This is a genomic window from Parabacteroides leei (assembly GCF_023369805.1).
Classification (GTDB): domain Bacteria; phylum Bacteroidota; class Bacteroidia; order Bacteroidales; family Tannerellaceae; genus Parabacteroides; species Parabacteroides leei.
On the sequence record NZ_JAMBQG010000002.1, the window covers coordinates 249,802 to 270,866 of the forward strand.

Here is a 21,065-nt window from a genome sequence, read left to right on the forward strand (position 1 = left end):
ATGAAAGGAGATAAATTACTGATAAGAAATGCATCGCAGGTCGTTACCTGCTCCGGTTTTCAAGCAAAGAAAGGTTCGGAAATGTCCGACCTGCATGTGATTGAAGATGGAGCGGTAGTCGTATCCGGCGGTATAATCACACATGTCGGACCAACCAAAGATATTTTACGACAGGTCGATGTGGAGGAATACCTTGAGATTGATGCCAGTGGCCGGGCACTTCTTCCCGGCTTCGTGGATAGTCATACTCATTTTATTTTCGGAGGTTACCGGGAAGAAGAGTTTTCCTGGCGGTTGAAAGGGGATAGTTATATGTCGATCATGGAACGGGGCGGCGGTATAGCCAATACGGTCAATGCTACCCGCGATTGCGACTTCGAGCAATTGTGGAGCATCGGTTACGAGCGGCTCGACGAGATGCTTGATATGGGGGTTACGACAGTTGAAGGAAAAAGCGGATACGGTCTTGATTTCGAAACGGAATTAAGGCAACTGCGCGTTATGGCCGACCTGAACGAAGAACATCCGGTAGACGTGGTTTCCACCTATTTGGGTGCTCATGCCACTCCTCCCGAGTATACCCACCAGACAGACGACTATATCACCTATATGATCGAGCAGGTATTGCCGGAGCTTCGTCTGGAAAGAACTGTTACCTTTTGTGATGTCTTTTGCGAACAAGGAGTCTTTTCCCTGAAGCAAAGCGAACGCCTGTTGCGTGCAGCAAGAAGCCAGCGTTTCAAGCTAAAGATGCATGCCGACGAGATCGTATCCCTGGGAGGTGCCGAACTGGCTGCCCGTTTGAAAGTGGTCAGTGCCGACCATCTTCTACATGTCTCGGACGAAGGTATCAAACGGATGGCACGTAGTGGGGTGATCGCTACCTTGCTTCCGCTTACCGCTTTCTCGCTGAACGAACCGTTTGCCCGCGGACGAGAGATGATAGATGCCGGTTGTGCCGTGGCTCTGGCATCCGATTATAATCCCGGCAGCAGTTTCTCCTGCTCTATCCCCATGCTGTTTGCTTTGGCCTGTATTCAGATGAAACTGACGGTGGAAGAAGCGGTTACAGCACTGACTATTAATGGAGCGGCCGCTCTGGGACGTGCAAATAAGATTGGTAGTATTGACGTAGGAAAGAAAGCCGACCTGGTTTTATTGAAATATCCTTCTTATAAGTTCCTGCCTTACAATGTAGGAATGAATATTGTGGATACAGTTATCAAGGACGGTATTATTTATATGATCTGAGAAGTATGTTATTCATTGTTTAACACCTTAAATATTATTATACTATGCTGGTAGACTTGACAATTAAAGACTTTTTGGCCGAAACCGCCGGTAACGCACCAGTTCCTGGCGGTGGAAGTATCTCTGCCCTGAACGGAGCTATTGCTACTGCCTTGACGGAAATGGTCGCGAACCTGACTATCGGGAAAAAGAAATATGCCGATGTAGAAGGACAGATGAAAACGATAGCTACGGAAGCGGCTCTTATCCGTGAACGTCTGATACGCGACATCGACCGTGACAGTGAGGCTTACGACCGTGTATTTGCAGCTTTCAAACTTCCGAAAGAAACGGAAGAACAGATTGCTGAACGTAGCCGTACAATTCAGGATGCAACAAAAGAAGCGGCAATGGTTCCCATGCAAGTCGCCGAAGAGGTGGCATCCGTGATGGAAACAATTATCTACGTAGCACATAAAGGTAACCGAAATGCTGTTACTGATGCCTGTGTTGCTATGATGACGGCCCGTACCTGTGTGCTGGGGGCTTTACTGAATGTCCGTATTAACTTGGGTTCGATTAAGGATGAAGTTTTTGTGGAACGAATGAAAGTAAAAGCCGACTATCTGGAGTCTGAAGCAATCCGTATCGAGACTAAGCTGCTTAACTGGGTTAAAACAATCTTATAACTATGAGCAATGTCTATTATGTAGGTTCTGAACCTCTTACTTTCGAAAGTATAGAGCAGATACTTACGCAGAATATGAAACTGGAACTGACACCGGAGGTGCGTGACCGTATCCGGAATTGCCGCGATTACCTGGATCGGAAGATCGAGCAGCAGGACGGCCCGCTCTACGGCATTACTACCGGCTTTGGTTCGTTGTGCAACAAAAATATCTCGCCCGACGAGCTCAGTACCCTGCAGGAGAATCTGGTAAAGAGTCATGCTTGTAGTGTAGGCGACGAAGTAAGCCCGGTTATCGTCCGGTTGATGATGCTCCTGAAGGCGCATGCTTTGTCGTTGGGACATAGCGGGGTGCAGGTCATTACGGTGCAGCGTATTCTCGACTTCTTCAATAACGATGTCCTGCCGATCGTTTACGACCGTGGTTCACTGGGTGCTTCCGGCGATCTGGCCCCGTTGGCCAATCTCTTCCTTCCGCTTATCGGCGTGGGGGATGTGTATTATAAAGGAAAGAAGCGGGAAGCCATCAGTGTACTGGATGAGTTTGCCTGGAAACCTGTTCGCTTGAAAAGCAAAGAAGGACTAGCCTTACTGAATGGCACGCAATTTATGAGTGCCAACGGTGTCTTTGCCCTGATGCGTGCTTTCCGACTCTCGCGGAGGGCCGATATGATTGCCGCTTTGTCTTTGGAGGCTTTTGACGGACGTATCGATCCTTTCATGGATTGTATCCAGCAGATACGCCCTCACCCGGGACAGATAGAGACAGGTAAAGCTTTCCGGGAGTTTCTGGAAGGAAGCGAACTGATAAACCGCAAAAAGGAACATGTGCAAGACCCGTATTCTTTCCGCTGTATCCCACAGGTACACGGTGCGACAAAGGATGCCATCAACTATGTGTCCGGCGTACTGCTTACCGAGATCAATTCGGTAACGGACAACCCGACTATTTTCCCTGACGAAGATAAGATTATCTCCGGTGGTAACTTCCACGGGCAACCCCTGGCGATCTCTTATGACTTCCTGGCTATTGCCCTTGCCGAGTTGGGTAATATCTCCGAACGGCGTGTGGCACAGCTTATCATGGGACTTCGTGGTTTGCCTGAATTCCTCGTAGCCAACCCCGGACTGAACTCCGGTTTTATGATTCCCCAGTATGCTGCCGCCAGCATGGTTAGCCAGAACAAAATGTATTGCTATGCCGCCAGCAGCGACTCGATCGTATCCAGCAACGGACAGGAAGATCATGTCAGTATGGGAGCGAATGCCGCCACCAAACTCTTCAAGATCATGGATAACCTCGATCTGATCCTGGCCATCGAGTTAATGAATGCCGCCCAGGGGATAGAGTTCCGTCGTCCGGCTAAAACGTCTCCCATCCTCGAAAAGTTCCTGAAAGACTTCCGCAAAGAAGTCCCTTTTATTGAGGATGACATCGTTATGTACACCGAAATCCACCGTACGGTCGCTTTCCTGCGAAGGCATCCGATGTAATAAGGATTGAATCTGTTTTCTGGTTCCACTTTACATAGTGAAAATGGCATTCAAACCCTTCACCTTTCACTCGCTGCTTGTAATTAGTTGTAAAACAGAGTGTAATTGTTTATAGAACGGGTGAATGGTTGATTGTAAAGGTGAATGGTTGGCTTTAACCCTTCACCTTTGTTTTTTCAGATTACTTGTTATTACTACTTATACAACCGGGTACTAAGTTATAAGTCCTGAGTGATTAAGTCTTACATTATCTCCTATTCCCTTAACGACCATCGTCGCAAAGCTTAATGACGAAGACGGTTTGGTTTATAAGTAATAACAAAAGGTTTAGTTAGTAGTAGGTTCGGTATTAATGGGTAATAAGGAAAATGATACTTATTACTGATACCTGGGGGACATTTATTATTAAAAGGTGAATGGTTTTTCTATAAAAACTACATGGGGTATAGAAAAAGGTGAAACCTTTTCAATTAATAATTGGGCTTCGCGCTCGGATGTAGAAATAACTGAGTCAATAATATAGGAAAATGCCCCTGTCTGTCCATCAGCTATCAGTCATAAATAAGACAAACCCAGTTACAGGTTTATTTGCCGTCAGTTTTAACTGACGGATCAGTAAATGATCTATTTCTCTGGACTTTAGTTCCATTTTAAACAGTCTCTTTATTTACAGAGAAATGTGGCTAAAGCCAAAGAAGGAGAAACAACTTGTAATCCGTCAGCTAAAGCAGACGGCAAATGAACCTGTAATGGCGGAGTCTCTTTGATAAGGGGATAGCTTCAATGATAGCTCATATCTGTCAAAAGGTGAGCTATCTCGACTCAATAAAAGGTAATTCAAATAATTTTGGATTATTCATATCGAACACATATTAAAAAAGGGTAATCAACATAAGTCGATGACCCTTTTTATCTTGTAAATATACGGATACAATACTGCGTGTGAAATATATAACAAGGAAAGGAATTGATGGGCCCTCCGATGAAGGAATGAACCTTTTTCAGTGAGAACTTTTGTTTTGAGATTAGAAGGTACGGAGACTGAAAAGATGTCTCTGTACCTTTTTTTCTTTCTGTATCAGAGGAAATGTCCACTTTATTTCGGTTCTTTGCAAAAAAAAAATTGAAGTCGCATGCAGTATTCCCGCAGTCATTACATTTATATAATAAACACGCGCGGCGTTGATGGGTGAAGAAGAACTGATAAGGCAGTGTATGCGGGGTGCAAATGCAGCCCGTAAAGAACTCTACGATACTTATGCCAAACAAATGTTAAACATTTGTTACCGGTATACAGGAGGTATGGACGTGGCGTATGATCTGTTGCATGACGGATTTCTGAAAGTCTTCTCCTCCTTCTCAAGTTTTACGTATCGTGGGGAAGGGAGTCTGAAAGCGTGGATGAGCCGTATTTTTGTGAATACAGCACTGGAGTATCTTCGAAAGAAGGATGTACTCAAACAAATAGTCCCCCTTGATATGATTGCTGAAACAGAGGAGGAGCCTCCGGAGGAGATCGAACAGATCCCGACGTCGGTTCTGATGCAATTCGTCCAGGAGTTACCGACAGGGTACCGCACCGTGTTTAACTTATATACATTTGAAGAACGAAGTCATAAAGAGATTGCCGAGCTCTTACATATCAACGAACGATCATCGTCGTCGCAACTGTGTCGGGCAAAAGCAATGCTGGTAAAGAAAGTAAACGATTACATTCAGAAAGAAGCCGGAAAATGAAAATGGAAGATAAATTAATACAGGAATACCGGATACGGGAAGTTGATTTTCAGCTGCCGTTGCCGGAGGATGGCTGGGAAAAGCTCGAAGCAGCGTTTTCTGCTACTCCACATGTCCGTCGCTTCCCTTATCGTTGGTTGGCGGCAGCAGTGTCTTTTTTGGCAGTTTTAGGTTCGGCTCTTTACTTTATGGGGATAGATAAAGAGATAGAACCGGTCTTGTCGGATATCGTTCTTCCTGCTGAGCAGGGAAGTGGCATGCCTACTCCGGCTTTTGTGCCGGTGGAGGAAGTGAAACCGCAACCGGCAGCAAAACAACTGGTGGCTACCGTGCAAAAGAAAGAACCGGTATTACCGGGACTGACAGAAACGGTATCTGAAATTTATATGTCTATCTCTGCTTATTTCCAAGCAGAGGTGGAAGAAGGGGATGTCGTGGTGAATAATTCGAACAGCCGTTCGGTTGTGGAACGTAGCGGTCAGTACGACTATGTTCCTGAGAAGAGTTATGAGACTTTGCCGAAGAAGGAATCTGCATCGGGCAAAGGATGGACATTCGGTTTATATGCCGGAAATATGTTTGATCGTCATTCTTCTGCTACGGGAGGATTACAGATGTTGAATGGTTCGGCAACGCGTTCTGATGTAAGTGTGAATAATAACCCGGGTTCGGGAACTTTTGAAGATTATATGAAGAATGTGGCTTCGAATGCATCGAACTTCCGGGATCCGGGTGACTATTCCATGTTTGAACAGATAGCTGCAGCCAACTACCAGAAGCCCGCAGGGACGAAGGTAAAACACAAGTTCCCGCTTTCGGCAGGACTTTCGGTGAAGAAGAAGATTAATGACAAGTTTTCGGTGGAAAGCGGGTTGGTTTATACCTTCCTTTCGTCGGAACTGTCGGCCGGTGAAGTAGACTTCTTTTCGCAGGAGCAGCGCCTGCATTATCTGGGGATTCCTTTGAAGGTGAATTACACCTTGTGGAAGAAAGACCGTTTGTCGGTTTACGCTTCTGCCGGAGGAATGGCGGAGATGTGTGTGGACGGTAGTCTGAATACGAATTATTACCTGAATAACGTTCGTGAACGTAAGAGTAAAACTGACCTTGATATAAACAAGATACAGTTGTCCGCTTTAGCTTCATTGGGTGTACAATATGACATATCTAAACCCGTTAGTATCTATGCCGAACCCGGTATCGCCTATTATTTCGATGATAAGAGTGTGGTTGAGACGATCCGGAAAGAGCAGCCACTCTGTGCATCGGTACAATTCGGAGTTAGACTTTCATTTTGATGAGATGTGATGATGATTTCCTGTACAGGGAAAAAGATGAGCAGGGTTTCCGACGGGGAGCCCTGCTCTTTCTTTTTCAGTTGACTGTCATCTGTCCACTGTCAACTTTTACTGACATTAACTCGTTGTGTAGGAGCCATGTTTGCATTGCGGTAATTGATCTGTTCGACTACGTTTTCTGCCAGGTCGCGGAAAGCGGCTCCGGTGATCGTATCGGGGTTTAGGGCAACAGGTGTACCGTTGTCGCCTCCTTCACAGATACTTTGTACAATAGGTATTTGTCCTAACAGGGGAATATTCAGTTCTTCTGCCAGGCGTTTGGCTCCTTCTTTACCGAACAGGTAATATTTGTTTTCCGGGAGTTCGGCGGGGGTGAACCAGGCCATGTTTTCAACCAATCCCAAGACAGGAACATTTATCTTTTCGCCGGTAAACATGCTGATACCTTTACGGGCATCCGCCAGGGCAACTTCCTGCGGTGTGCTGACAACGATAGCACCGGTGATAGCCAGTGTCTGCACCATTGTCAGGTGAATATCACTTGTTCCCGGTGGCAGGTCGATCAGGAAATAATCGAGGTCGCCCCAGTTGGCATCGCCGATCAGCTGCTTCAAAGCGTTGCTTGCCATAGCACCGCGCCATAGAACGGCATCTTCTTTATTCACGAAGAAACCGATCGACAGCAGTTTGACTCCGTAGTTCTCTGCCGGCTGGATCAAATCGCGTCCGTCAACCTCTTCCATATAAGGACGGGCATCCTCTACATTGAACATCTTAGGCTGTGAAGGGCCGAAAATATCGGCATCCAGCAAACCTACCTTATAACCGAGACCGGCCAGCGCCACAGCCAGGTTGGCGGCAACCGTACTTTTACCTACACCTCCCTTTCCGGAAGATACGGCAATGATATTTTTTACCTGCGGAAGCAGTTTGTCCGGTTCGGGACGCGCTGCCTGACGTGCCAGCACTTCGATGTTTCCTTTGATGTCGACCTCTTCACCCACATAGGTAAGGATAGCTGTTTCGGCAGCCTTTACGACTGATTTGATAAACGGATCGTTAGGTTTCTCGAAAAGGAGTGAGAAGCTTACCTTATTGCCGTCGATCCGTATGTTGTCTTCTACCATGCCCATTTCGACAAGGTCTTTCCCTGTCCCCGGGTAACGCACTTTAGCTAGTGCGTCCATGATTAGCTTAGGATATATTGCCATAATATAGATTGTATAATTGGTTGTCTTATTTGCCGGAAGCCAGTGCGCTGCGCTTGCTCCGGTTGAAACTGCGGTAGGGATCGAGTTCGATCTCAACATCCGGTTCGATCAGTTCATCTCTTTCCTCACAAACAAACTTGATGTATTTGATGTTCAGTCCGCGATCGAGCCATTGCTGTTCATAATAGGTTTTGATAGACAGGATATCGTCTACCAGATCCGAATGATACAGATCGTTGTGACTGAACAATACGGGATATTTGTTGGCTTTCACCATTTCGCAGGTGTACGTATACATGAAATTGCTGTCGGTCTTGAGGTGGATAATGCCGTCGCCGGACAGTATTTCGCGGTACATTTTCATGAAGCGGGTGGATGTCAGGCGCTTGTTTACTTTTTTCATCTGCGGATCGGGGAAGGTAAGCCATATTTCGGCAACCTCACCGGCTGCGAAGAAATGGGAGATCAGTTCGATGCTGGTCCGGAGGAAAGCAACATTGGTCATTCCCGATTCGTAAGAGTCTTTGGCTCCGGTCCACATGCGTGCACCTTTGATGTCTACGCCGATAAAGTTCTTATCGGGAAACAACCGTGCCAGTCCCACTGTATATTCACCTTTACCGCAACCCAATTCAAGCACGATCGGATTGTCATTCTTGAAAAACTCCTTGTGCCAGTGTCCTTTCAACTCGAATCCTTTCTCTTGCAGAACGGCAAACGGATACTGGAAAACATGCGGATATTCCGCCATATCGTCAAACTTTGCTAACTTATTTTTTCCCATGGTGCAAAGATAATACAAATTCATCAAAGAAGATATCGCGGTAATTGTTGCCGATGGCTATTTCGTATTTGTCGATGTAGATATCGTTATTGTCGAAAGAGGCTATTTGTTGGGTGTTGACGATGTAAGAACGGTTTACCCGCAGGAATACTTTGGGAAGTAGTTCGTGTATCGCTTTCATGCTGGTTTTGGTGATGATGCGCTGGTCGGGAAGTTGAATGATTACATAATCTTTTAACCCCTCGATGAACAATATATCCTTAAAATTGACTTTGAAGAAACGACGTTCGGACTTGACAAACATGAACTCGCTTTGGACGTTCTCTATGTTTTCCTTTTCTTCCGTAAGTAGAAGCGCATGATATGATTTGGCTTTCTCTACCGCTTTCTGGAACCTATCGAAGATAATCGGTTTTACCAGGTAATCGACGGCATCCACTTCGTAACTGTCGATTGCATACTCAGCATAAGCGGTTGTGAATATAACAAGTGTGCTTTTAGGAATGGTACGGGCGAAGTCCAGTCCGGTCACTTTGGGCATGCGGATATCCAGAAATATCAGGTCGATCGGGTGTTCTTTGATAAACCGGGCAGCCGAAGTGGCATTATTGAAACTACCGGCCAGTGTCAGTCCTCCGGTTTCATTTATCAGCATCTCTACCGCTTCACGGGCCAGAGGTTCGTCGTCTACGATGATACAGTTCATAAGTCCAGGTGTAAATTAACGGTGTAACTTTGTTTATCTTCTATGATTTCTAGCGAATGGCGGTCGGGATACAGTAAATCCAATCGTCGCCTGATGTTTTTCAGTCCCAGTCCGCCGATACGGTTGTCTTTTTCTTCCTCTTCGGCAGGCTTCGAGTTTTCACACCGGAAGGTCAACCGGTTATCCTGCACATTGAAAGAAAGATATACAAACGAAGCATTCTCCCCGTCCGTATTATGTTTGACTGCATTTTCTACAAAAGGGATAAACAACAGAGGTGGTAGCCATACACCGTTGATATCGCCCTCTTTGGCGATGGTATAATTGAACTTATCCCGGCGAATCTTCTCCAGGTTCAGGAAATCACTCATAAAACGAATGTCAGAACTGAGTTGTATCCTGTCTTGGGCACTGTCGTTGAACTGGTAACGCAACAGGTCTTCCAATTTGAACAACACATCTGCAGCTTCGTCACGTCCTTTCCTGATCAATACATATACATTGTTCAGCATATTGAACAGGAAGTGCGGATTGATCTGGCTTTTCAGGAATTTCAGTTCCGATTGCAGGGTGGCGGCTTCCAGTTCACCGACACGCTGGTTGTTGCTGATCCAATGTTTAAAGAGCATCATAGCAGAAGAACCGGCAACCAACAAACCACTGGATATCGTTGATGACAGGATATTTAACCAGATTACCGACTGGCTGGTAGGCAGATTCTCGAACCGTGTATCTTCGAAAAGTGTTTGGAGAGACCCTAATATCACAATCGATACAAGAATCAGAGTAAGTGCCGTGGTCAGGTAGAGAAGTAGATGCCCTTTGAGTAGAAACCGTGGCACCAATACATAAGCATTTGCATAAATGAGCATATTAATGATCAGGAAATAACAGATCCATGAACGGATACGTGCCGGAGTAATGATCAGCTTGTCCGGCGTATCCCAGAATACATTGATCGTGATAAGAAAAACAACCAGTTGCAACAGGAGATGCCTGTAAATTCTTTTCCGTGGACTTAACAGGAAATCAGATACTATATAATCTATATTATTTGCCATGCGTATTCAATTTTAATAGAATAGTACTTGTTCCCATCTCTTTGTCCTGCGTAACGGATAATGAATAATTGTCCGGATAAAGAAGGTCGAGGTGTGTTGTGAAGCCATCCAATTCTTTGATTGCCGGTGTATCGGTATCATCGAACCGGCAGGTGATAGAAATCAGCTGGTTTTCCCGGCTTACCTGCAAGAGTACAGATGGACGGCTTGTTTGTTTCCCGGTTCTTTTCAAGGCGTACTGAATAATCGGCACAAGCAGGAGGGGAGGAATAAGCACTCCCCTCAGTTCCGTTTCCGATACAATCCGGTAATCGAACGAATCGGAATAAAACTTCTCCAATGCCAGGTAATTATTAAGAAAAGAGATTTCAGAATTTAATAATACCTTATCGCGTGCCCCGTCATACAGCTGGTAACGTAGTAACTGGCTTAACCGTAACACCATATCCGCCGCTTTCTCCGGTTCGCTTTTCGATAACACGGCAGTCCGGTTTAATGTATTGAATAGTAACGATGGATTCACCTGTTCTTTCAGGTTATCCACTTCTGACTGTATCTGTTTCTTTTCCAGTAGGTTTACCCGCTGGTTTTCTGTCATCCAATGTCTTAGTAACACGGTCATGGAGATACCGGTGATACAGATCATGTTCAGCATGAAGTCCGACAAACTATCCAGAATACTGACTATATTGAAGTAAGAACTTCTGATCGGAGGAATACCGGATGAAGTGAATATCCAGTATTCCTGCACATACCGTATCGATATAAGCAGTAAGATGGAACTGGCGGAATAAATGATATAAGTCAGGTACCTCTTTTTTAGCAATAATCCGGGTACAAGCAGATAGAGATGGAGATAACCGACTATAACATAGGAAATCAGTGTACTGAAACCTGCCAGGTAAACATAATTATCCAATAACTCAACTCTTGTTCCGTATGTATAGATGTTCTGGTTGAGTGATACTGCCGCTACTGCCACGAGCAACAGGATATGACGCGCTATTCTGTATCTGGAACTGACCAGAAACCGATACAGGAAAGTTTGTTTATTAATAGGGTTGTCTGTCATATAGCGGTATCCTCTTTAAGTGTCCGAAATTACTATTTTATTTGTTACCAGTCTGCAAAACGGTTAAAATTCTAGTTTATAACTGATATTACTGATAGGAATACTTTGCCCGTTCCGCTCCATCACACCGGATTTTAGGTTGTAATGATAGCCGTAATATTCTTTTGTACCCGTTACATTCAGTGCTTTGATTGCAAATTCATGCGCGACTTTCTTTTTATTTATTTTATAGCTGACGGTGAAGTTGGCGATGAACATGACCGGATATTGTTGTGAATAGGCGCGTGTCTCGTCATATTGCGCTTCCTTATCCGGATGAGCCAGACTGGCTTCCGTATCGAGGGGAGAATAACGTTCTCCTCCCTGCAGGGTGAATTTTGCATTGGCACTCAGGATATTTTGTTTGTTTTTTCCTAGCATCCACTCCTTTCCGATCAAGGTATTGAGTATATACCGGCGGTTGAACCGGGTATTGTGCCAGGCACCGTCTCCACCTTTGTATTTGGAATCAAAAACAGATGCCGTTATCAGATAATATAATCCTTTGCTCAGATACTTCTCCAGTGTGATGTCTACTCCGATGTTCCGTCCTTTTCCCTTGTTGACCAGGGCTTCTTCCACATAAAACTCTCTCCGGTTGAGGACGGAATAGGAACTATCGGCAATAACCGGAACATCGTACAGGAACTGGGCATACGGTTCGACTTTAAAAAGCAAGTTGTCGGATAACTTATAACCGAATGTCAGCATCAGATGATGGGCTTTCGTGAAATCGAGGTCTTTATTGACCAATTCCTCACCGGAACTTTTGGAATTGACAAAATAGACATCCATCTTTTCCATACGGCTATGCAGGCCGTAAGCCAGTGCGAATGAGGTACGGCTGGTCGGCGTCCATTTCATTCCCAGGCGTGGTTCAAGTGTCCAGCTATTGTTCAGCGTCAGCACCTGGCTGCTCAGACCTGCGTTCATAGATAGTTGGTTGGTTATCCCGAAAGAAGAACTGGTATAAGCGGAGATCAGGTCGGTTTGCCCTTTCCCTTTGGACAGGGTGTTTAACGGAGCTGCTTCAAACGGGGCCAGGTTCAATCTCATATCGTAGAACATCCGGGTATAGGTGAAACCTGTCTGGTTGGTATGCCGTGCACTGAATTTCCTGCTGTAAGAGGAGGTCAGGATCAGGTTTGTATTGTTGTACTTTTGATAAATGAAGGGTTTGAATGTATGATCTGCTGTATAGGAGTCTTCTGTAGCGTTCATGCCGGAATAGGTCGCTGCCAGAGTTGTTTTCAGCATTGCGTCATTCGGAAAGAAATAACGGTGCCCGACTCCCCCCGCTGCCATATATTGTTTGGCTGCCGACTTGAAGTTATCGCGGGTATGTTCCCATTCCTGCGGGTTATCTTCGAAATCTCCTTCATATTTGTCGATCAGGCTGGTTCCCCAAACGGAGAAGGTACCGGCTTTGCGTGTCGGAAAGTTGAATTTAAAATTCAGGTCCTGGTAATCGAGCTTACCGCCCATATCTAATCCGGGATAGATACGGTTTAGTAATCCGGTCGTGGAATAACGGTAATTGAAAATGTAGGAGGCCTGGTGCTTTTTGCTTAAGGGACCTTCCGAAGCAACATCAAAACCTAATATACCTGCCTGGATCGTGTTTTCCATTTTCCGGTTATTTCCGTTCCGCAGCTTCATGTCGAATACTCCGGATACAGCATTCCCGTATTCGGCTGGAAACGCACCGGTGAAAAAGTCGGAATTGCCCAATACTTGGCTACTGAGCGAAGAGAGTATTCCGCCACCCAATATCGAAATATCGGCAAAATGGTTCGGATTGGGTATTTCCACATCTTCCATCCTCCATTGAAGCAGGTGAGGGGCATTCCCGTGGATGGATATCCCATTGCTTGATAGGTTGGCGGCCACTCCGGCAAACGAACTCACCAGGCGTGCCGGATCATCCAGCCCACCGGCATAACGGCTGGCTTCTTCCACACTGAGCATACGGGCTCCGGTGACAGCCATCTTATTGAGCGGCTGTTCTTTGTTTATCTGCGGGCGGATAACGACTTCGCTTAGCTCCTGGGCGTTCTCTTTCAGTGAGATATCCAGATAGACCTCCTTGGCGGAAGTGACAAGGACTTCCTTGAATATACCAGGTTCGTAACCTAAATAAGTAGCCTGTACATTGTGTCTTCCTATTGGAATGCCGGATAATACAAACTGCCCTTTTTCATCTGTGGTGGTTCCTGTCCCGGGCATATCCGGAAGCATAATTGTCACATCCGGCATCGGGTGACCGGAGGCTTTGTCGATGACGGTTCCGCGTAGAGTTTGTGCGGGTTGGTTGTCTACGGTTTGTTGGGCATAGCCACCGGTTACGGATACAGACCAGATAAGCAGGAATAAAAAAGTGATTGTACGATGCATATTAATTATTGAATTGGGTGATACTGAGGATTACGAAATACTTCCGCTGTTTTTCTTGTTTTTGATACGTGTCAGGATATCGTAGACGTATTCGAATACCGTGCCTTTCCATTTGCTTCGGGTTATTTCTTCACTGAAAACATCTTCGAACGTATCGAATACTTTGATGCAATCTTCCGGATCTACTCCCGAACGACTTGCTACTGCTGAAATGACTTCTCTTTTGTTCATAACTCTTTTGTCTTATGATTATGCTGCGAAGATAATCTGGTAAGGAAAGTGCTTTTTAGTTTGTAGACGGAAGTGCTTTTTTCGTATATAGAATTCTTATTGCTGTCGACAAGGTCTTGCTTCGTTTCAGTAGCGGAAAAATACGTTTCGGAAAATTCCTGTTTCGTTTCAGCAAAATAAAATAAGTTTACAATACATCTAAATAATAAGTTTACATCAAAATGAATGATTGGATGATTAAAATTGTTGAGAAAAATGGCAAACACATTATTGTTGGGGCTATTAGCTTCATTTAAGTGTGCCGACTATAAGTCGGTGCCGGCAGAAAATAAAGCAGTCGCGGAAGAAGAAAAAGTAAATCCGGAGGTTTTGGATAAGCCTATGTTTGAAGAGAACGGACTGGTTGTTAATAGATGATCGAATGAACTTCAAAGACATTCGTTGTGTGTTTAGATTTAATTCTGTTACTTAAAAATTTAAAGACGTATGAAGAAGTTGTTTTTATTTGCTTTGGCCGTAACAGCTTTATTTTCTTCCTGCGAGAAAGACCCGGATCTGAATAAGCTGTCCAGTGATTATGCTGTCTATACGAATTATGATAGCAATGTTCAGTTCAACAAATTCAATTCTTATTATCTTCCTGATAGCATTCTGGTAGCCGGCAGTGGTTTGAAGGCCCAATACTGGAAAGACGAGAATGCCCAAAAGATCATTAATGAGGTAGTGACTGAGATGGATGCACGTGGATATACCCGGGTCGACGATAAGGAAAAAGCCGATATAGGCTTACAATTATCTTATGCCCAAAGTACTACACAGATCATCTCTCCCGGATATGGCTATGGTTACGGCTGGTGGGGAGCCGGTTTCTGGGGGCCGTTCTGGAATGACTGGTATTATCCGTATCCTGTTTCCTATAGTTATGACACCGGCACATTTGTTGCAGAAATGGTCGACTTAACGGATAAGCCGACCGATGGGAATAAGAAGGTCGATCTGCCGGTTATCTGGCATGCTTATGCTTCGGGTCTGATGTATAATAATTCGCGCATCGACATGCAACTGACACTGCGTGCCGTCAAACAGGCCTTTGCCCAATCCTCTTATATCAATAAATAATAAAACCGGAAGATTATGAAAACGATGAGATACATTTTTAAGAACCAATTCATATTATTGATGATATTGTCTGTTTTCTGCTTGAAAGGACAGGCACAGATAGAAGATAAGCTGCATTTTAATGTAGACTGGCAGATGAATGCTCCGATCCATACGGATTTTGCAGATAAGTTCAGCGGTTGGGGAATGAATTTTGAAGCAGGATACTATGTGACGCCTTCCTGGTCATTGGGAGCCTTCCTTAGTTTTCATACGAATCATAAATATGTAGACCGGCAGACCTTGCAATTATCACCGACCGAATCGTTGACGACCGACCAGCAGTTATCGGCTTTTCAATTGCCTTTCGGTTTGACGACTTCTTACCGTTTCGGGCAGAATGATTATCTGAAACCGTATGTGGGTGTGAAACTGGGTGCCATGTATGCGGAAAATTCCAGTTATATGACGACAGTCCGTTATTATTCGAATCCGTGGGGTTTCTATGTATCACCTGAACTGGGAATGAATATTTATCCGGTACCGGACAAGCGTTTCGGTTTTCATGTGGCCTTGTATTACAGTTACGCCACAAACCAGACGGATTTACTGACTTACTCGATGAAGGGGCAAAACAATCTGGGCTTCCGTGTCGGTATTTGCTTCTGATAGGTTCATGATATATGTTTTCTTATAAAGGGGGTATCTGAAAATTGATATCAGATAGCCTCTTTATTTCTTTGAAAGCCTTACATTTGTGCTTACAATAGATCATCAAATTATGCAGAACAAATACAATCATTATTTTAATTTCTTCCTTTTTTCAGGGTTAGCCTGCTTCTCTTACTTTTTCATGGTGCTTTATTCGGATATCTCTCCGCAGCATCAGAATCTTTTGATCTCTTTCTGGGCTTTCCTGTTAGTCGTATTTGTTTTTAATGCGTTAGGGTTCAGTATTATGCTGATCAATGAATGGCAGAAGAGAAGCTATCAATTTCTGGTAAGGGGGAAACATCAATTGTTGATTAATTGTATTTTGATGGCCGGGCTTTTGTTTCTGCTGAATTATCTGTTGTTTTCTATTGTCAAGGTTTTATTGGAGATTCCTTCGCCGTTTGCGTTGAGGGGAGCAGGTGTACGGATGATCTTTGTGGTGTGGCTGGTGGAGATGGTGATTGTCAGCCTGACGATGGTTGCTAATTTTTACAGACAGCTGATCGTTCTTCATGAAAAGGCGAACAAATTGGAGGAGAGTGCGATAAAAGCACAGTATGTTGCTTTGCAAAACCAGGTAAATCCGCATTTTCTCTTTAATAACCTGAATACGCTGATCTCGGAAATAGAATATAATCCGGAGAATGCCGTGGTATTTACCCGGCGGTTGTCGGATGTTTACCGGTATATTTTACAAAGCCAGCAGGAGGGACTGGTTACTTTACGTTCGGAGATAACCTTTTTGAAATCGTTCATATTCCTTCATCAGGTACGGTTAGGGGATTGTCTTTTCGTGGATAACAGGATCGATCCTGCTCTGCTGGAAAAGAAAATACCGTCTTTCACTTTACAGTTATTGACCGAGAATGTGATCAAGCATAATATAATTAATTCGGATAAGCCGATGACCATTCATCTGAGTACTACGGAAGACGGGAAGATGCTGGTGGTAAGTAATCAGATCCGGATTAAGCAGAACGTCATTAAATCGGGAACCGGGCTCAGGAATCTGTCTTCCCGGTATAAACTGATGAATAATCAGGATATTATCGTGGAAAATGATTCGAATTGTTTTACCGTTAAAATACCATTGTTGAATGAATAAAATAAGAGCTGCAATTATTGAAGATGAAATTCCGGCAGCCCGTCTGTTGAATAAGATGCTGACGGAGTTGCGTCCCGAATGGGAGATACTGTTATTGCCGGGAAATGTGGAAGGTGCTGTGAAATGGTTTAACAACAATCCGCATCCGGATATTCTGTTCCTGGATATTCAGTTGACAGACGGTGTTTCTTTTTCTTTTATCGAACAGGCAAATCCCGAATGTATGATCGTATTTACAACGGCTTACGATGAATATGCGATCCGTGCCTTCAAAGTGAACAGCATAGATTATTTGTTGAAGCCTATCGATAAGGAACGGTTGAACGAGGCATTGGAGAAGTTTGAAAAACTAGTCTCTAAATATTACAGGGACTTCGGCAAACAGGGGGATATTTTACAGATACTTCAAAATATAACCGGCCCGGCAAAGAAATACAGGACGCGATTCCTTATTTCGGGAGAAGACAAGTTGTTTACTTTGCAAGTGGATGACATCGCTTATTTCTACACGGAGAATAAGATCACTTTTGCCGTTACCCATCAGAATAAAGAATACATTATAGATATGTCTTTGGATAAACTGTGCGAACAACTTGACCCCGACCGCTTTTTCCGGACTAACCGGCAAACGGTGGTAAGCGTGCAGTCTATCCAGAAAATAGAAAGTTATTTCCTTGGTAAAGTGGTTGTAAAGGTAATCCCTCCTTTTAAAGATAAGATCATTGTAAGCCGCGAGAAGATCAGTACGTTCAAATCATGGCTGAATTATTAACCTATAACTATCGGCTCTTTTAAGACCTGCGTTTCAGTTTCGGAGGGCACGGATTAATGCAGATACTATCAAATATATAAAATCAAAAATCATTTTTATAACTGATATTTTCCCTGAAATATAGAGCTTTGGAGCGGCAAATGTGCTGAATCAGATAATTCGTATTAATGATTTTACAATAAAATAACGAGCGAATGAAAAAGCTTATACTATTATTTATTACTGTTACTACTTTCTTTAGTTACACCGGGGCTAACGGGCAGTCCGTCCGTTTGACCGGATTACAGAGTGATCATCTTGAAACTCCGGTAGGAATCGATAATCCGACCCCTCGTCTTTCGTGGAAAATGGAAGACAGCCGACAAGGGGCAAAACAAACATCTTATCGTGTGTTGGTGGATAAAGACTCGATGAAAGTTGTAAACGGAAATGCCGATATATGGGATAGCGGAAAAATAAATTCCGGGGATATGTTGATAACTTATGCGGGTAGACAGCTTGAACCTTTTATTAAATATTACTGGAAAGTGATAGGTGGCGATCTGGAAAAGAAAGAAATAGCTTCACCTGTCAGCTCTTTTGAAATGGGGATGATGCATATAAGGAACTGGCAGGGAGCCTGGATAGGTGATGGGAAAGATATGGACTATCAACCAACTCCTTATTTCCGTAAGAAGTTTGCAGCAGGTAAAACAATAAAATCGGCACGAGCCTATATTGCCGCTGCCGGATTATATGAGTTATATATCAATGGGGAGAAAATAGGAGATCACCGCCTTGATCCGCTGTATACCCGTTTCGACCGGCGTAACTTGTATGTAACTTACGATGTGACCGGTCAGCTTCAGAAAGGGGATAATGCCATAGGTGTACTTCTGGGTAATGGATGGTATAATCATCAATCGAAAGCTGTATGGGATTTCGATCGGGCCCCCTGGCGTAACAGACCTGCTTTCTGTATGGATCTTCGTATCACTTATAATGATGGTAGTATTGAAACAATTCCTACCGATCTTAGTTGGAAAACATCTTCGGGAGCATTAGTTTTCAACAGTATCTATACCGGAGAACATTACGATGCACGTCTCGAACAGACTGGTTGGAATACTCCGGACTTCGATGACTCTAAATGGAATGGAGTAGGATATAGAGGCGTCCCTTCCCAAAATGTTACGGCACAACAAGCCCGGCCGATCCGGAATGTATTGACTCTCCCGGCGAAATCTGTCAACAAAATAGATGAAAAGACGTATGTTTTTGATTTTGGTCAGAATATGTCAGGCGTTACCCGGATAAAAGTATCGGGAGAAAGAGGTACGGAAGTGAGGATTAAGCATGGAGAGCGGCTTTTTGATAATGGGCGTATCGATATGTCCAACATTGATGTTTATTATCGGGGAGATAAGGAAAAAGATCCTTTCCAGACAGATATCTTGATCCTTAGCGGTGGTAATGATGAATTTATGGCGAAGTTCAACTACAAAGGCTTCCGTTATGTGGAAGTCTCCAGCGATAAGCCGTTGGCACTTGATCAAAACAGCCTGACAGCTTACTTTATGCATAGTGATGTTCCTCCGGTGGGGCAAATCAATACTTCGAGCGAGCTAGTCAATAAGTTGTGGTGGGCAACCAATAACGCTTACCTGTCGAATTTGATGGGCTATCCGACCGACTGTCCGCAGCGTGAAAAGAACGGATGGACCGGAGACGGGCATTTTGCCATTGAAACGGCTTTGTATAATTTTGATGGAATTACCGTCTATGAGAAATGGTTGGCCGACCATCGCGACGAACAGCAACCCAACGGAGTACTCCCGGATATTATCCCGACAGGAGGATGGGGATACGGTACCGACAACGGGTTGGACTGGACAAGTACAATAGCCATTATCCCCTGGAACTTATATATGTTTTATGGCGACAGCAAACCACTGTCTGATTGTTATGAGAGCATTAAACGATATGTCGATTATGTGGATCGTACAAGCCCTAACCATCTGACTACCTGGGGACGTGGAGATTGGGTACCAGTCAAATCCCAGTCCAATAAGGAACTTACCTCTTCTATCTATTTTTACGTGGATGCCAGGATACTGGCGAATGCCGCTAAATTGTTTGATAAAAAGGATGATTATGTCTATTATACAGCATTAGCCGGGAAAATCAAAAACGCGGTAAATGATAAATACCTGAATAAGGAGACTGGCATCTATGCGAATGGTAGCCAGACGGAATTAAGCGTTCCTTTGCAATGGAAAATAGTTCCCGACAATATGATAGCTAAAGTTGCACAAAATCTGGCAAAGAAAGTGGAAGAGGCAGGATTTCATCTGGATGTCGGTGTATTGGGAGCAAAAGCGATCCTGAATGCGTTGAGTGAAAACGGATATCCGGAAGTTGCCTATAAAGTTGCGGCACAAGATACTTATCCGTCGTGGGGTTGGTGGATTGTCAACGGAGCAACAACCTTATTGGAGAACTGGGATTTGAAAGCCGAACGCGATATTTCGGATAATCATATGATGTTCGGGGAGATCGGCGGATGGTTCTATAAGGGGTTAGGAGGTATTTTCCCCGATCCGGAACAGCCGGGTTTCAAACATATATTATTACGTCCCAATTTTGTAAAAGAGTTGAAACATTTTGAGGCACAACATAATTCTCCTTACGGACGGATTATTTCGAAGTGGGAGTGGAACAAGAAAAAGATCAAATATGAAGTAACTGTTCCTGCTAACAGCACGGCAACTCTTTATCTGCCGGATTATATAAAAGGAGAGAAAGTCATCGAACTGGAGTCGGGAAGGCATAATCTGGTTTTAACAGTATCGAAATGACCTATAAAGTAAGAGCTTTTAGGAAAGTATTATTCCTATATCTTGTTTTATGGCTTACCGTCTAACTTACAGATTATTACAGTTTCCTCGTAGTTCCTTGCTTTGGAAACTCTAGTTCCCTCGGCAGGGAACTGCAATTTCCTCGGCAGGGAACTGGCGTTTCCTTAGGAGGGAACTGTAGTTTCCTGCTCGGGAAACAGAAAGGATACTACATAAAAAAAGAGATACCTCAATGAGATATCTCTTTTTTGCTCTTCCTCTTGGACTTGAACCAAGGACCCTCTGATTAACAGTCAGATGCTCTAACCAACTGAGCTAAGGAAGAAAATATGTCTTTTCAGTCTTTCCCGATGTCTTTTTCTGCTCTTCCTCTTGGACTTGAACCAAGGACCCTCTGATTAACAGTCAGATGCTCTAACCAACTGAGCTAAGGAAGAATATGTTTTTCAGTCTTTCCCGATGTCTTTTTGCTCTTCCTCTTGGACTTGAACCAAGGACCCTCTGATTAACAGTCAGATGCTCTAACCAACTGAGCTAAGGAAGAATTTTCAATCTTTAAAGAGTTTTCCGAACGCTTTCGTATGTCCCTTTCTG

At 44.1% G+C, this 21,065-nt stretch carries 18 protein-coding genes and 3 tRNA genes; 11 read left to right on the forward strand and 10 right to left on the reverse strand.

Translation table 11 applies throughout. The features are described 5' to 3' along the window. The 5 genes from hutI to M1P97_RS04765 all read left to right on the forward strand — a co-directional run bounded on the left by hutI (position 1) and on the right by M1P97_RS04765 (position 6,447). Entirely contained in the window at positions 1–1,251 is a 1,251-nt protein-coding gene (gene hutI, locus M1P97_RS04745) for an imidazolonepropionase (RefSeq protein ID WP_249388525.1), read from the forward strand. A 44-nt stretch (positions 1,252–1,295) separates the two neighbouring features. Continuing rightward, positions 1,296–1,919, forward strand: a complete 624-nt coding sequence (locus tag M1P97_RS04750) for a cyclodeaminase/cyclohydrolase family protein (protein WP_195374158.1) — start codon at positions 1,296–1,298, stop codon at positions 1,917–1,919. A 2-nt stretch (positions 1,920–1,921) separates the two neighbouring features. Continuing rightward, positions 1,922–3,412: a histidine ammonia-lyase gene (hutH, locus tag M1P97_RS04755; RefSeq protein ID WP_195374159.1), complete on the forward strand. Its 1,491-nt coding sequence runs from the start codon at positions 1,922–1,924 to the stop codon at positions 3,410–3,412. A 1,185-nt stretch (positions 3,413–4,597) separates the two neighbouring features. Further along, positions 4,598–5,149: an RNA polymerase sigma factor gene (locus M1P97_RS04760; RefSeq protein WP_195374644.1), complete on the forward strand. Its 552-nt coding sequence runs from the start codon at positions 4,598–4,600 to the stop codon at positions 5,147–5,149. Then, on the forward strand, positions 5,146–6,447 hold the full coding sequence (locus M1P97_RS04765) for an outer membrane beta-barrel protein (protein WP_249388526.1): 1,302 nt from the start codon (positions 5,146–5,148) through the stop codon (positions 6,445–6,447). Before M1P97_RS04760 ends, M1P97_RS04765 begins: the two co-directional genes overlap by 4 nt. A gap of 101 nt (positions 6,448–6,548) precedes the next feature. Here the strand turns inward: M1P97_RS04765 and M1P97_RS04770 are convergent, their stop codons facing one another. The 7 genes from M1P97_RS04770 to M1P97_RS04800 all read right to left on the reverse strand — a co-directional run bounded on the left by M1P97_RS04770 (position 6,549) and on the right by M1P97_RS04800 (position 13,945). Further along, positions 6,549–7,658, reverse strand: a complete 1,110-nt coding sequence (locus M1P97_RS04770) for an Mrp/NBP35 family ATP-binding protein (protein WP_195374646.1) — start codon at positions 7,656–7,658, stop codon at positions 6,549–6,551. 25 nt (positions 7,659–7,683) lie between these two features. Then, positions 7,684–8,442, reverse strand: a complete 759-nt coding sequence (gene trmB / locus M1P97_RS04775; RefSeq protein ID WP_075556041.1) for a tRNA (guanosine(46)-N7)-methyltransferase TrmB — start codon at positions 8,440–8,442, stop codon at positions 7,684–7,686. Further along, positions 8,429–9,148, reverse strand: a complete 720-nt coding sequence (locus tag M1P97_RS04780) for a LytR/AlgR family response regulator transcription factor (protein ID WP_195374647.1) — start codon at positions 9,146–9,148, stop codon at positions 8,429–8,431. Before M1P97_RS04780 ends, trmB begins: the two co-directional genes overlap by 14 nt. Further along, on the reverse strand, positions 9,145–10,209 hold the full coding sequence (locus M1P97_RS04785) for a sensor histidine kinase (protein ID WP_195374648.1): 1,065 nt from the start codon (positions 10,207–10,209) through the stop codon (positions 9,145–9,147). Before M1P97_RS04785 ends, M1P97_RS04780 begins: the two co-directional genes overlap by 4 nt. Beyond that, positions 10,199–11,281 (reverse strand): sensor histidine kinase, encoded by a 1,083-nt coding sequence (locus tag M1P97_RS04790; RefSeq protein WP_195374649.1) that lies wholly within the window; start codon positions 11,279–11,281, stop codon positions 10,199–10,201. The genes M1P97_RS04785 and M1P97_RS04790 overlap by 11 nt, the downstream gene beginning before the upstream one ends. Positions 11,282–11,344: 63 nt before the next feature. Beyond that, entirely contained in the window at positions 11,345–13,714 is a 2,370-nt protein-coding gene (locus tag M1P97_RS04795) for a TonB-dependent receptor (protein WP_249388527.1), read from the reverse strand. A 30-nt stretch (positions 13,715–13,744) separates the two neighbouring features. Beyond that, entirely contained in the window at positions 13,745–13,945 is a 201-nt protein-coding gene (locus M1P97_RS04800; protein WP_195374651.1) for an HU family DNA-binding protein, read from the reverse strand. Between the two features lie 255 nt (positions 13,946–14,200). Here M1P97_RS04800 and M1P97_RS04805 point away from each other — a divergent pair, with 255 nt between their 5' ends. From M1P97_RS04805 to M1P97_RS04830, 6 genes are all read left to right on the forward strand, one after another. Then, a complete protein-coding gene (locus tag M1P97_RS04805) occupies positions 14,201–14,362 on the forward strand; it encodes a hypothetical protein (protein ID WP_195374652.1) in 162 nt (53 codons plus the stop codon). A 69-nt stretch (positions 14,363–14,431) separates the two neighbouring features. Further along, a complete protein-coding gene (locus tag M1P97_RS04810) occupies positions 14,432–15,064 on the forward strand; it encodes a DUF4136 domain-containing protein (RefSeq protein WP_249388528.1) in 633 nt (210 codons plus the stop codon). A gap of 15 nt (positions 15,065–15,079) precedes the next feature. Then, the gene (locus tag M1P97_RS04815) at positions 15,080–15,712 is read left to right on the forward strand and encodes a porin family protein (protein WP_249388529.1); all 633 of its coding nucleotides are present in this window, start codon (positions 15,080–15,082) and stop codon (positions 15,710–15,712) included. Positions 15,713–15,824: 112 nt separating this feature from the next. Beyond that, entirely contained in the window at positions 15,825–16,862 is a 1,038-nt protein-coding gene (locus M1P97_RS04820) for a sensor histidine kinase (RefSeq protein WP_195374653.1), read from the forward strand. After that, positions 16,855–17,634 carry a LytR/AlgR family response regulator transcription factor gene (locus tag M1P97_RS04825; RefSeq protein ID WP_195374654.1) on the forward strand — a complete coding sequence of 260 codons (780 nt, stop codon included), beginning with the start codon at positions 16,855–16,857 and terminating at the stop codon, positions 17,632–17,634. Before M1P97_RS04820 ends, M1P97_RS04825 begins: the two co-directional genes overlap by 8 nt. A gap of 194 nt (positions 17,635–17,828) precedes the next feature. Further along, positions 17,829–20,471, forward strand: a complete 2,643-nt coding sequence (locus tag M1P97_RS04830) for a glycoside hydrolase family 78 protein (RefSeq protein WP_249388530.1) — start codon at positions 17,829–17,831, stop codon at positions 20,469–20,471. Between the two features lie 251 nt (positions 20,472–20,722). Here M1P97_RS04830 and M1P97_RS04835 read toward each other — a convergent pair. The 3 genes from M1P97_RS04835 to M1P97_RS04845 all read right to left on the reverse strand — a co-directional run bounded on the left by M1P97_RS04835 (position 20,723) and on the right by M1P97_RS04845 (position 21,015). Further along, positions 20,723–20,796 (reverse strand) — tRNA-Asn (locus M1P97_RS04835). Positions 20,797–20,834: 38 nt separating this feature from the next. Continuing rightward, positions 20,835–20,908 (reverse strand) — tRNA-Asn (locus tag M1P97_RS04840). Positions 20,909–20,941: 33 nt separating this feature from the next. Continuing rightward, positions 20,942–21,015: transfer RNA gene (locus M1P97_RS04845), tRNA-Asn, on the reverse strand. Positions 21,016–21,065 lie beyond the last annotated feature (50 nt).